At 56.3% G+C, this 12,082-nt stretch carries 12 protein-coding genes; 4 read left to right on the top strand and 8 right to left on the bottom strand.

Features of this window, described 5'->3' with window-relative positions; all coding sequences use genetic code 11:
• Positions 1 to 17: 17 nt before the first annotated feature.
• Positions 18 to 1,775, bottom strand: a complete 1,758-nt coding sequence (locus DW58_RS06875) for an AAA family ATPase (RefSeq protein WP_024562523.1) — start codon at positions 1,773 to 1,775, stop codon at positions 18 to 20.
• 185 nt (positions 1,776 to 1,960) lie between these two features.
• Here DW58_RS06875 and matP point away from each other — a divergent pair, with 185 nt between their 5' ends.
• The gene (gene matP, locus DW58_RS06870; protein WP_024550612.1) at positions 1,961 to 2,416 is read left to right on the top strand and encodes a macrodomain Ter protein MatP; all 456 of its coding nucleotides are present in this window, start codon (positions 1,961 to 1,963) and stop codon (positions 2,414 to 2,416) included.
• Positions 2,417 to 2,505: 89 nt separating this feature from the next.
• Here matP and ompA read toward each other — a convergent pair whose 3' ends face one another.
• On the bottom strand, positions 2,506 to 3,582 hold the full coding sequence (gene ompA, locus DW58_RS06865; protein ID WP_106876149.1) for a porin OmpA: 1,077 nt from the start codon (positions 3,580 to 3,582) through the stop codon (positions 2,506 to 2,508).
• Positions 3,583 to 3,934: 352 nt separating this feature from the next.
• Positions 3,935 to 4,438 carry an SOS-induced cell division inhibitor SulA gene (gene sulA / locus DW58_RS06860; protein WP_024550614.1) on the bottom strand — a complete coding sequence of 168 codons (504 nt, stop codon included), beginning with the start codon at positions 4,436 to 4,438 and terminating at the stop codon, positions 3,935 to 3,937.
• A gap of 219 nt (positions 4,439 to 4,657) precedes the next feature.
• On the opposite strand from sulA, the gene DW58_RS06855 reads away from it, so the two are divergent.
• On the top strand, positions 4,658 to 5,284 hold the full coding sequence (locus DW58_RS06855; protein ID WP_024550615.1) for a TfoX/Sxy family DNA transformation protein: 627 nt from the start codon (positions 4,658 to 4,660) through the stop codon (positions 5,282 to 5,284).
• On the opposite strand, the gene yccS is transcribed toward DW58_RS06855, so the two are convergent.
• Both yccS and DW58_RS06845 read right to left on the bottom strand, forming a co-directional pair.
• On the bottom strand, positions 5,269 to 7,404 hold the full coding sequence (gene yccS / locus DW58_RS06850; protein WP_024550616.1) for a YccS family putative transporter: 2,136 nt from the start codon (positions 7,402 to 7,404) through the stop codon (positions 5,269 to 5,271). The genes DW58_RS06855 and yccS overlap by 16 nt on opposite strands.
• 18 nt (positions 7,405 to 7,422) lie before the next feature.
• Entirely contained in the window at positions 7,423 to 7,869 is a 447-nt protein-coding gene (locus DW58_RS06845) for a YccF domain-containing protein (protein WP_024550617.1), read from the bottom strand.
• A gap of 128 nt (positions 7,870 to 7,997) precedes the next feature.
• Between DW58_RS06845 and helD the strand changes: the two genes are divergently transcribed.
• Positions 7,998 to 10,052 carry a DNA helicase IV gene (gene helD / locus DW58_RS06840; protein WP_024550618.1) on the top strand — a complete coding sequence of 685 codons (2,055 nt, stop codon included), beginning with the start codon at positions 7,998 to 8,000 and terminating at the stop codon, positions 10,050 to 10,052.
• Positions 10,053 to 10,067: 15 nt separating this feature from the next.
• On the opposite strand, the gene mgsA is transcribed toward helD, so the two are convergent.
• The gene (mgsA, locus tag DW58_RS06835) at positions 10,068 to 10,526 is read right to left on the bottom strand and encodes a methylglyoxal synthase (protein ID WP_024562522.1); all 459 of its coding nucleotides are present in this window, start codon (positions 10,524 to 10,526) and stop codon (positions 10,068 to 10,070) included.
• Positions 10,527 to 10,783: 257 nt separating this feature from the next.
• On the opposite strand from mgsA, the gene DW58_RS06830 reads away from it, so the two are divergent.
• A complete protein-coding gene (locus DW58_RS06830; protein ID WP_024550622.1) occupies positions 10,784 to 11,200 on the top strand; it encodes a CoA-binding protein in 417 nt (138 codons plus the stop codon).
• 25 nt (positions 11,201 to 11,225) lie between these two features.
• Here DW58_RS06830 and hspQ read toward each other — a convergent pair whose 3' ends face one another.
• Positions 11,226 to 11,543: a heat shock protein HspQ gene (hspQ, locus tag DW58_RS06825; protein WP_024550623.1), complete on the bottom strand. Its 318-nt coding sequence runs from the start codon at positions 11,541 to 11,543 to the stop codon at positions 11,226 to 11,228.
• Between the two features lie 62 nt (positions 11,544 to 11,605).
• The coding region (locus tag DW58_RS21355) for a class I SAM-dependent methyltransferase (RefSeq protein ID WP_035894747.1) at positions 11,606 to 12,082 on the bottom strand (477 nt) is incomplete at its 5' end.

Below are 12,082 nucleotides of genomic sequence, written 5' to 3'. Positions count from 1 at the left end.
ACGCTGAACAAGTCCGATCAGTTGTGGTTGAACCAGTTTAGCCAGCGTAACGGCCAGGGGCGCATACGTGCATCATGCTGCGTAGCCTGTGCGATTCGCTCCTGAATAGCCTGGAGAAGGGTGGTCTCGCCCTCGCCATCCCACTGAAGTGTTGTCAGTAAAGGTAGCGCATCACGCACGTCCTCTACTGCCCAGATAAAGAATTTTTCCTCTTTCACCGCCTCAAGCACGTTGCGCTGTAGGCAGAGGTGGCGAACGTTGGCAGCGGGAACGATCACACCCTGTTGACCATTGAGGCCGCGTGCATCGCACACCGCGAAAAATCCTTCGATTTTTTCATTCAGTCCGCCGACCGGCTGTGCACGACCGAACTGATCCACCGACCCGGTGATGGCCACGTTCTGGCTGACCGGCACTTCTGCCAGGGCGCTAATCAGCGCGCAGAGTTCCGCCATGGAGGCGCTATCGCCGTCAACTTCGCTGTAGGACTGCTCAAAGGTCAGCGAGGCAGAGAAGGGGATCTGCTGCTCAAGCTGCAGTTCGGTCATCAAAAAGGCCTGCATAATCATCATGCCTTTTGCATGAATATTGCCGCCCAGTTCAGCTTTGCGTTCAATATCAACGAACTCACCGTCGCCAATGTGTACCACGCAGCTGATGCGCGACGGCTCGCCAAAGGCGCGCGGGTGGCCTGGAAATTCCACCACCGAGAGGGCGTTAATCTGCCCGACGCGTTCCCCTTCGGTTTCAATCAGGATCTGATCGAGCAGGATTTCATCCTGCATCCGTTCAGCAAGATAGCCTTCGCGCCACTCGCGGGTCGCCAGCATCTCTTCAAGCTGGGCGGCGGTGAACTGCGCGTCCTCGGTGAACGCCGCCACTTCCCGCAGCTGGCGCAACAGCCATACCGGGCACAGCGGCAGCGTCTGGCGATCGCCGGTATAGCGCACCGCTTCATGAATCAGTACCGGCCAGCTATCTTCTGCCGGCACCGGCAGCTGGCTTGCACGCGCGGAGGCCGTAACCCAGCCAACCCACTGCGTCATATCGCTGTCGTCATCGATTTGCAGGGTGTCTTCATATTCACTATAGATGGCCTGCTCGGCGAGCATCGATTCCATCTCCTGAAAATCTGCCAGCGACTCACGGTCGCCGACCAGAATCACTTTCAGGCTCAGCGGCAGAGAGGGGATGGCAACTGGCAGCGGGCGACTCTCATCAGCCGGCAGCCAGTCGAAGCGACGTTGGATCACCATCTGCTTAAGACGCAGCCACAGCAGCGGCTGAGCCAGCACCGAGCGCAGGGCCAGCACCAGCGTGCCGCCGTTAGCGCGGTGAATCAGACCGGGTTGCAGCGACAGGGTCGCGCCAAACTGACGCACGCAGCCAAAGAGCTGTTCGCTCTCAATCCAGTCTGCGCTGACGACCTCGCCGCGCGGCGCAAAATCGTCGTCCGCGGAGAGTGCCGGTTGCAGCGTGATCTGTTGACCTTCGATAACGTAGCGGCCGCCGATGTTCTCAAGCCCCACGGCAGGCGCCGCCTGACGAGCAAGCTGCGTAATAAGCGTCAGGTATTCGGGTGCTTCCAGCGCTTTCACCAGCATCCAGGATGAGGAGGCCGCGGGTTGATGAAGCTGTTCGAGCCCGTAACATAAACGGGGCTGCAGAGAGGAGAAATCAACGTCATCGCTATGCGTTTCGGACGTCGTGAACACCTCAGCGAAACTGTCGGTGTCTGGCTTAAGTGCGTGCCACGCTAATCGGGTAATGGTCAAAGTCGATGTTTTTTCAGTCGGATTTCAAAAGCGAGATTATACCGGAACCGGCGAGGCTTCACAGCGCAAAAGCGTAAATCGGGCTGAAGATTCTTACCCGGCATCACATCCAGACGATTTCTGCTCAGCGAAACAGTAAAAAACTGATATTCTGAAATGAGTTACGCGGTCACACTGAGATTATGATGAAATATCAACAACTAGAAAATCTCGAAAGCGGCTGGAAGTGGAAATACCTGGTGAAGAAACACCGGGAGGGTGAGCTTATCACCCGCTATATTGAATCCAGCGCGGCAAAAGAGGCGGTTGATCTGTTACTCAGCATGGAAAACGATCCGGTGCAGGTGTTGGGATGGATCGAAAAGCACATGAATGCGCAACTCGCGAACCGTATGAAACAGACGATTCGTGCACGCCGCAAACGTCACTTCAATGCCGAGCATCAGCACACCCGTAAAAAGTCTATCGATCTGGAGTTTATGGTCTGGCAACGCCTTGCCGGTCTGGCTCAGCGCAGGGGCATTACGCTCTCGGAGACGATTGTGCAATTGATTGAAGATGCGGAGCGCAAAGAGAAGTACGCCAGCCAGATGTCGACCCTGAAACAGGATCTTAAAGCGATGCTGGATAAGGATAAATAGCGTCTGGTTCAGGCGTTATCTCTGTCGCGCTAGTTTACGACAGCCAATAAAAAACCCCGCCGAAGCGGGGTTTTTTGTAGACGATAAACTTAAGCCTGCGGCTGAGTTACAACGTCTTTGATGCCTTTAACTTCGATTTCTACGCGACGGTCCGGCGCCAGGCAATCGATCAGCGCAGCGCGCGCTTTCACGTTGTCACAGGTGTTGCCAGTAACCGGGTTGGATTCGCCCATACCACGTGCAGAGATCTTGTTAGACGGGATGCCTTTTGATACGAGGTAGTCAACAACAGACTGTGCACGTTTCTCAGACAGACCCTGGTTGTAAGCATCAGAACCGATGCGGTCAGTGAAGCCCAGAACCACTACGGAACCGTCTTTCGGATCCAGGTTGCTCAGCTGGCTGTACATCTGATCCAGCGCCTGTTGGCCTTCCGGCTTCAGGGTTGCTTTGTTGAAGTTGAACAGAACGTCAGACTTCAGAGTGAAGTGCTTGGTCTGTACTTCCGGAGCCGGAGCCGGAGCCGGAGCTACAACTGGAGCCGGCGCTTCTTCCTGACCGAAACGGTAGGAAACACCAACGCTTAGCATGCCGTTGTCCGGACGGGTACCAACGGTGTTGCGATCACCGATGTTGTTGGTCCACTGGTATTCCAGACGGGTAGCGATGTCACGGGTTACGGCCCACTCAACACCACCAGCAGCCAGCGGAGATACGCCAGTGTCGTGATCTTTCAGACGAACGCCTTCCGCGTTAACAGCGGTAGCGTCTGCACGCCATACCATACCACCCAGACGGGTATAAACGTCCAGATCGTCAGTAACCGGGTAGCTGAGTTTAGTGGTCAGCTGGATGCCCTGAGCTTTCAGAGCGCCGTTTTCTGGCTGGCCTTTATACTCCATACGTCCTAACCAGTCATAACCGATTTCGAAACCAACATACGGGTTAACCTGGTAACCGGCGAACGCACCAGCGCCCAGCTGGTTTTCGTGGGTCGGACCACTACCGATACCATTGTCGTAGCCGTTACCGTCGAAACCGGTGTCGTGGTACTGGGACCAACCCAGCTTAGCACCAGTGTACCAGGTGTTATCTTTCGGTGCGGCTTGCGCTACGGTAGCGAAGCCAGCCAGTGCCACTGCAATCGCGATAGCTGTCTTTTTCATTTTTTGCGCCTCGTTATCATCCAAAATGGCCATGAACGCTTTAAGAGCTCACGGTTAAATCCTTACACCGGGGTTATTGGCTCATTTATAACTCTACCGAAAAGTTCAGTTTATGATGAGCAACCCTGGCGATGTAAAGTCTACAACGTAGTTGGAAACTTACAAGTGTGAACCCCGTCAGGCATATGAAAAAAAACAGATTGCAAACATATTTTTTAACATTTATGCCTTTTTTTTCATCATCTCATTTTGGTCGAGAAGGCGCCAAACCCACGCGGGCAGGGAACTATTACTGATTTGTTAACCACATGGCGCAGAGCAAAAAATATCCTGAGAATTTTCTTAAATTTACTTAATGATACAAACTTGAATGAATTTTTAAGCCAGAGAGTGGTCGTTGGGTAAGCGATCCACTCTGCATGGGGCGCATAATAAAGCCTATTGCACTGCCCATTTCCGCCGCTTCCGTCAGAAGCTGCTGTTCTTCACGGCTCAATTCATGGGGCAGCCAGCCGATAACCACGCTGTAGTTGCCGGTACGTAATGCCCGCGCCATGGTTTCAACCGTAAATTCCGGTGCCATCTGGCTCACCTGCATTACTTTCGTTAAAGGAAGGCCGGCGGTTTCCACCCAGGCACGACTGAGCTTTTGCTGCGGCGTAAGCCACAGCTGCCAGCGAGACTGTTTGCCCAATTGCTGAAGCAGCGGCAGCAGCACCATCTGTGTCACCCACGGCTGGTCTTCACGATATACGACTTCACTGATCATGCCCCGGATATCATCGCTGGAAGATGCGCGATCCTGCGAAAGGGATTGAGTGCGATCGACGTGTTTTTCATAACCAGATAAGTACATAATGAATCCCGCCCTGATGGGTTACTGTATGCATATACAGTAATGCTGCTGCGCATAAAGATCAATCAAAAATTTCCGAAGCGCCTCGCAAAATTCACCAGATGTAACCCGCTCAACGAAATACCAGTTGCTGTTATTCCCTAAGTTGAATATTTTCCTGGTAGAGGCTCTACTAACAGAATGGTATTGCCTTAATTAATGATATATAAGGAAATTATCATGAAATCTGTATCTTATGAAAAAATCAATAAATCTCGGGAATACCTGAAACCGCTGGGGCAAATAGACTGCCGGGCGCTGTTTGGTGGCTACAGTCTGGCCGTGGATAACACCGTCTTCGCGATGGTATGTGATGGTGAACTCTACCTGCGGGCAAACGAAGCCTGCGCGGAATACAGCACCGGCAAACCGCCTGTACTGCTCTGCGTGCCGAAACGTGGGCGTACCGTATTACTGAATTATGTTCTGGTTGAAGAGCCGCTCTGGCAGGAGCCTGCGACGCTGCTGCATCTCTCTACGGAAGCCTTGAGGGCGGCGCAGCGAGAAAAGCGCGCGCGGGAATCGGCAAAGCGGTTAAAAGACCTGCCCAATATCACCTTTCAGCTTGAGGTTCAGCTGTGCGCGGCAAATATTCGCGATGTCGAGACGCTTCAGGCATACGGACCACGTAAAGCCTGGCTGCACATTCGTAAAGTGAATAAGCACGCCGGCCTGCGCGCGCTGATGGCGCTGGCCGGCGCGGTAGAAGGGCTGCATGCCGCCGCGCTACCCTCTCAAACCCGTAATGAACTATACGAGTGGTATCACCGTATGGCTCGCCGTACGGAGCCTTACTCCGGCGACTGATTCACCTGTTGCTGCAGCGAACTGATCTCAGGAAGAAGTGAAATCAGCAGGCCGACCTGCTGGAGCACCAGCGGTTCTTTACTCTCCGCGCGTGGCTCAAGCTGGCTGATGCGCTGCGCCAGTTCCGTCAGAGCATGCTGCACACGCTGCTCGTCGGCAGGCGTATGGTGGAGCGCATCGTCCACATAGCACACCGCGTCATCCAGCAGCTGGAGAATCGCCGGATTAGAGAGCTTTTCACGGTGTGCACCCAGGGCCGAAATATAGCTGGTAAAAGTGTGGTTCAGGCAGAGCAGACGAAACGCGTTTTCACGCAGTTTTGGATTGGCCTGAGGCTCCGACGCCATATTTGACACCACCGAAGCCAGCTCGGCATCCCGGTTATGGGCATCGCGACGCGCTATACGGTAGGCGAGACGGTTATCACGCCCCTGATGATACTGTTCAAGAATAGCGTCGAGGTAGCGGCAGTTGGCATTCAGTGCCTGCTCAGTGACCCGCGGCAAACGGCGAAAACGCCAGTCCGGCCAGATAAAACTTACCGCGGCCCAGGCGATGGCGCAGCCGACCAGAGTATCAAAGATACGAGGCATCGCGACCACAAAGCCTTCACCAAGCAGGTTAAAGCACAGCAGTACCAGCAGGGTGATAAACATGGTGGCGTGCGCGTACTGCACGTTACGGAAGGCAAAGAACATTACGCCGGTAATGACGATCAGTATCAGCTGCCCCTCAAGCGACGGCACAAAGTAGAGCACCGGGATGCCGATTGCGACGCCCACCAGCGTCCCCAGCACGCGCAGCCTTAAACGATGCCGGGTAGCATTGTAGTTGGGCTGACACACGAACAGGCTGGTAAGCAGTATCCAGTAGCCGTGCTGCAGGCCGGTCACCTGGATAAAGGCATAGCCAACGCACAGTACGATGGACATGCGCACCGCGTGGCGGAACAGCGCAGACTCGGGGGAGAAGTTGCGGCTCAGGCGCAGCCAGATGTCGCTGAACCCGTTCAGGCGGTCATCGGCGAGCTGATGCTCGGATTCCACACGCGGTGCGTTCATCGCCTGCTCGGATTCAATGGTGGCGAGCTGCGCGTCAATCGCCTTCAGGTTATTGATGAGATACCCCACCGCTTTCATCTCCGCCTCGGAGGTGCCGCTGGCGCGAATGCGATCGAGGGCGGCATCAAGATGGCTGAACACCCGCTCAAAGCGCGGATTATGCTGGTAGGGCGTGCGCAGCAAAATGGCCCGGGAAAGTTGGGCGCAGGCCTGCGACTGCATTGAGAGCAGGCGCTGGAAGCGAAACATCACATCGCTGTAGCGAAACTTTTCCCGCAGCGCCTGATACTGAACGTGCGATGAGCTGGCACGCTCGTGAATGTCCTGGGCAACAAAATAGTAGTGCAGGGTTTGTCGCGTACCGCGCTGGCCGCGATCGCCGCGCAGGCGGGTAAGCAACGACGCTTTTGTCTGGTTGAGGATCTGCACCAGCTTGCTGTTCGCCAGCGCCAGCTCAACGACCGGGGCATCACGCTCTTCTTCGATATCCGGATCGAACAGATGCGATTTCAGCTCCAGATAGTTTGCCAGCGCCTCAAAGCAGCGGGCCAGATTGTCCTGCAAGGGGCGAATGGGAAAAATAAGATGCCCGGCCAGGGTGAGCAGGTTATACCAGACGGCGCCGGCAATCAGCAGCAGCGGCTGCTGGTACCAGTGGTCATAGAGCGTCACGCCGAGCATGGTGTAGATGGCAATCAGCAGCGCGCCAAACGCGATAGTCGCATAGCGCTGCCCCAGCCCTCCAAGCAGGATAAAACCACTGGTCGAGAGCGTCAGACCGAGGGCGAACATCCACGGCCAGTCAAACAGCAGTTCGACCGAAGCCGAGGCAATAAAAAAGCTGACCAGGGTAATCAGCAGGTTGCGTAATCGCCCGCTCAGCCGGTCATCGAGGTCCGTCAACGCTGCGGCGACCACGCCCAGCGTCAGCGGAATAGTGAGCTTCACGTCGCCCAGCCACCAGGGCAGTGCGGCAGTGCCGCTGAGCGCAATGAAGATCCTCAGGTTATAAAGCCAGACGCTGTTCCATGTATAGCGACGTAGCAGGGGGCTTAGCATAGTCGGTGTCGTCCTGTGTTACCCGAAACGACGGCGGGCGTTGGCTTCACGCGCGGCGCGTGCCGTCTCGACGCTGACCACGCGGCGTCCTACCGGCCAGAGCGCAATGCCGGCAATTTTGAAATTGGCGATGCCCACCGGAATACCAATGATAGTCACGCACTGCGCAATACCCACCACGATATGCATGACGCACAGCCACCAGCCGAAGAAAATTACCCATAAAATATTCAGCAGCGTACCGCCGGTATTGAGCAGGGCGTTCTTATTTGACGGATCGAGTTCGTCAACGTGAATCGGCTCGTTGCCGTAGGGCACCAGCGACAGTTTGGTGATTTCCCAGCAGGAGCGGGTCAACGGCAGCGTGACGATACAGATAATGCTGACCAGCGTTGCCAGCAGCCATGACAGGGTGGTGGCGAATCCACCCAGAACAAAATTCAGAATATTAAGAACGGTGCGCATATTGCCTCCAGGCGTGCTATCACTAAGCCAAATCACTAACCGCAGCAATTGTAACGCGTTTTTACTCTGGAGCGTGATCTCTGTGACGGGTAAACTGACTACCCATTTGCGTTTACTCTGGCATCGACATGGAACTCAAAGCAACTTCACTTGGCAAACGTCTGGCGCAGCACCCTTACGATCGCGTCACGCTGCTTACCGCCGGGGTGAAAGTCGCCGGCGACAAGCATGAGTATCTGATCCCTTTTAATCAACTGCTGGCGATCAACTGCAAACGCGGCCTGGTGTGGGGCGAGCTGGAGTTTGTCCTGCCTGATGACAAAGTGGTGCGCCTGCACGGCACCGAATGGGCCGACACCCAGCGCTTCTGGCAGCAGCTTTCGCTGCAGTGGAATGGCTGGAGCGAGGAGATGAGTGAAATCTCGGCCGGGGTGCTGGGCGAGGCGCTTAACGCCGTTGAGCAATTGGCCGACGCCAGCAAATGGCTGCGTCGGCGCGATATGCAGGCGATACGGCAGCGCATCCTCGACGCTTACAGCGCTTTGCCGCTTCCACAGGCGCGTCTCAACGATTTCGACCGCTGCCGCGAGCTGTGGCAGGCGTGCGAAGCCTGGCTTAACGACACCGAAAAACGCCGTGCGACGCACAATCAGGCTTACACCGACGCCATGCTGACCCGCTACGCCGACTTCTTTAACGGCGTAGAGAGCGCCGCGCTCAACCCCTCCCAGGCACGGGCGGTGGTGAACGGCGAGGATGCGCTGCTGGTACTTGCCGGGGCGGGAAGCGGCAAAACATCGGTGCTGGTAGCGCGGGCAGGGTGGCTTTTGCTGCGTCAGGAGGCCAGCGCTGAGCAGATCCTGCTGCTGGCGTTCGGGCGCAAGGCGGCGCAGGAGATGGATGAACGTATCGCCCAGCGCCTGCATACCGATGAGATCACGGCGCGCACCTTCCACTCGCTTGCGCTCTATATTATCTCCCAGGGCAGCCGAAAGGCGCCGACGCTTACCGCGCTCGAAAACGATACTGCTGCCCGCCACGCGTTGCTTATTGAGGCCTGGCAGACCCAGTGCCGCGAGAAAAAGGCGCAGCTTAAAGGCTGGCGCCAGTGGCTCAGTGAAGAACTGGCGTGGACGCTCCCCGAGGGCGAGTTCTGGCAGGACCCGGGCGTGGTACGCCGGCTTGCCCCGCGGCTTGACCGCTGGCTTGGCCTGATGCGGATGCATGGTGGGGCGCAGGCACAGATGGTTGCCGATGCGCCTGACGAGGTCCGCGAGCTGTTCAGCAAGCGGATAAAACTGCTGGCCCCGGTGCTGAAAGCCTGGAAAGCGGCACTGAAGGCCGAGGATGCCGTCGACTTTGCGGGGCTGATTCATCAGGCGATCAACGTGCTGGATAAAGGGCGTTTCGTCAGTCCCTGGAAGCATATTCTGGTGGATGAGTTTCAGGATATCTCTCCGCAGCGCGCGGCCCTGCTTGCAGCACTGCGGCGCCAGAATGCCCATACCACGCTGTTTGCGGTTGGCGACGACTGGCAGGCTATCTATCGCTTTAGCGGGGCGCAGATGTCGCTGACCACCGCCTTCCACCACCATTTCGGCGAGGGCGACCGGATGGCCCTCGATACGACCTACCGCTTTAACGCCCGGATTGGCGAGGTGGCAAACCGTTTCATCCAGCAAAACCCGCACCAGCTGGCCAAGCCGCTCAACAGCCTGAGCGCCGGGGATAAAAAAGCGGTGACCCTGCTGACCGAGGATCGCTTTGAAGCGCTGCTGGACAAGCTCAGCGGCTACGCGAAGCCCGAGGAGCGCATTCTGGTGATGGCGCGCTATCACCATTTACGTCCGTCGGTGCTCGATAAAGCCCACACCCGCTGGCCCAAACTGAATATCGACTTTATGACCATCCACGCCAGCAAAGGGCAGCAGGCGGATTACGCAATCATTCTTGGGCTGAATGAGGGCAGGGACGGTTTTCCGGCTGAGGCGCGGGAATCCATTATGGAGCAGGCGTTGCTGCCTGCCCCGGAGGATTTTCCGGATGCGGAAGAGCGCCGTTTGCTCTATGTGGCGCTAACCCGTGCCCGGCAAAAAGTATGGTTGCTGTTTGATAAGGCACAGCCGTCGGTGTTTGTGGATGCGCTGAAAGCACTGGATGTTCCCGTCGCCTGTAAACCCTGAGGGCGACAGGAGGCATTACTTCAGGCGTTCCGCCAGATAGCGCTGATAGTCAGGGATGCCGATCTCAATGCTCTGGTTAAACTGCGCGGACTCAATCAGCAGGTCGGCGGTGGAGACATTGGTCGCCACCGGAATGTTCCAGACGGTGGCGAGGCGCAGTAACGCTTTCACATCCGGATCGTGCGGCACTGCGTTGAGCGGATCCCAGAAAAAGATCAGCACATCAATTTTGCCTTCGGAGATCATCGCGCCCACCTGCTGGTCGCCGCCCATCGGGCCGCTCAGCATGGCGTGAACGCTGAGATCGCAGTTACGCTGTATCAGATTGCCGGTCGTACCGGTGGCGTAAAGCGTGTGCTGGGCCAGGATAGCGTGATGACGCTCGACCCATTTCATCAGCAGGGCTTTACAGTGATCGTGCGCAACAAGCGCAATATGTTTGTGGGGAGCCAGCGTCCGGGTGGTCAGTTCCATATTTATTTCCTGAATAGAAGCCTGACAGCAGCTTACTGGAAGCAACTGCCGTCGCAAGGGGTTACAGGAAAAAACGCGACGCGAAACGGTTACAGGGTATTGGCGTCAGTGAACAAAAGCGGAGCCGGGCGGGGTGCCTTCCGGGATGGCGCTAACGAGCGTAATATCGGGCGCGCTTTCGGATGCCGACGCAGGGGAAATCGCGTAAAACAGCTACGCTTTAACGTAGGCTTGATAAGTTATCGCGGGAGGAAAGGATGAAAGAGACTGATATTGCAGAGATTTTAACCAGTACGAATACCATCGCTTTAGTGGGGGCCAGTGACAAACCGGATCGCCCAAGCTATCGGGTCATGGCGTGGCTGCTTGAGCAGGGCTATCACGTTATACCGGTGTCACCCAAAGTGGCGGGTAAAACGCTGCTCGGCCAGAAAGGGTACGCCACGCTGGCGGAGATCCCTGAGAGGGTCGATATGGTGGACGTGTTCAGAAACTCAGAGGCGGCCTGGGAAGTGGCTCAGGAAGCGATCGCCATTGGCGCGAAAACGCTGTGGCTGCAGCTGGGGGTCATCAACGAGCAGGCGGCGGTGCTGGCGCGCGATGCGGGTCTGAACGTCGTGATGGACAAGTGTCCGGCGATCGAGATCCCTCGCCTGGGCCTGAGCCGCAAATAAAAAACCCGGCGTCAGCCGGGTTTTACTAGTTACGCAAGCGCGGAGCCTGTAACTGTTGACGTATGGTGCGAGCAAGCTCGTCGAGTGAAGGTTGCTCAGGATGTTCGTCCTGAGGTTCACCACTCAGCTGCACTTCGGCCAGGTAAGTATGGACGGGATCCCCGTCGTCATCTTCCATCACGACGTGATACCACGGCGCAGCGCGGAGGTCAGTATTGACCGCCAGATCGTCTTCGTCTGGCTCATCAAGGGAGTACTCGGGGTCAATATCAACCACCACGCCCAGATAACCCAACAGCGAATGACGCACCTGCTGACCAATACCAAATTTGCTGGCAATCATAGTCACCTCCCAGGGAAACATTGCACTGCATAAGATATGCGGGCAATTTTCCTCATTTCAAGTTACATGACGCGACAGGCAAACCCTTTCAGATACAGCCCTTCCGGGTAGGGCGCGATCACCGGGTGATCGGCAGCCTGACGGAACTGCTCTATAAATTGTACATCACGACCAGCATCTACAGCGGCGTCAGCGATGATTTTCTGGAACAAATCGGTGGTCATCAGCCCGGAGCAGGAGAAGGTCATCAGCACGCCGCCGGGGTTAAGCAGCTGAATGGCCAGCATATTAATGTCTTTATAGCCGCGACAGGCGCCCATCAACTGATTCTTGTTTTCGACAAATTTTGGCGGGTCCATGATGATGACGTCGAACGTTTCACCCGCGTCGCGGTACTTGCGCAGCAGTTTGAACACGTCGTCACGCACAAAATCGGCCTTGCTGAGATCGAGCTGGTTCAGCTCCACATTTTTACGCGCGATATCCAGCGCTTCCTGGGAGGTGTCGACGCTCACCACTTCCCGGCAACCGCCCATCAG

The organism is Siccibacter turicensis LMG 23730, from assembly GCF_000463155.2.
In the GTDB taxonomy this organism is placed as follows: domain Bacteria; phylum Pseudomonadota; class Gammaproteobacteria; order Enterobacterales; family Enterobacteriaceae; genus Siccibacter; species Siccibacter turicensis.
Note: the sequence above shows the minus strand (reverse complement) of the source record. Positions and strands in the feature narration are given on the sequence as shown.

Bases quoted from the DNA above. Each gene is read 5' to 3' on its own strand.
- helD (WP_024550618.1), top strand. From the start codon at position 7,998: ATGGAACTCAAAGCAACTTCACTTGGCAAACGTCTGGCGCAGCACCCT.
- yccS (WP_024550616.1), bottom strand. From the start codon at position 7,404: ATGCTAAGCCCCCTGCTACGTCGCTATACATGGAACAGCGTCTGGCTT.
- matP (WP_024550612.1), top strand. From the start codon at position 1,961: ATGAAATATCAACAACTAGAAAATCTCGAAAGCGGCTGGAAGTGGAAA.
- ompA (WP_106876149.1), bottom strand. From the start codon at position 3,582: ATGAAAAAGACAGCTATCGCGATTGCAGTGGCACTGGCTGGCTTCGCT.
- DW58_RS06845 (WP_024550617.1), bottom strand. From the start codon at position 7,869: ATGCGCACCGTTCTTAATATTCTGAATTTTGTTCTGGGTGGATTCGCC.
- DW58_RS06830 (WP_024550622.1), top strand. From the start codon at position 10,784: ATGAAAGAGACTGATATTGCAGAGATTTTAACCAGTACGAATACCATC.
- DW58_RS06855 (WP_024550615.1), top strand. From the start codon at position 4,658: ATGAAATCTGTATCTTATGAAAAAATCAATAAATCTCGGGAATACCTG.
- hspQ (WP_024550623.1), bottom strand. From the start codon at position 11,543: ATGATTGCCAGCAAATTTGGTATTGGTCAGCAGGTGCGTCATTCGCTG.
- sulA (WP_024550614.1), bottom strand. From the start codon at position 4,438: ATGTACTTATCTGGTTATGAAAAACACGTCGATCGCACTCAATCCCTT.
- mgsA (WP_024562522.1), bottom strand. From the start codon at position 10,526: ATGGAACTGACCACCCGGACGCTGGCTCCCCACAAACATATTGCGCTT.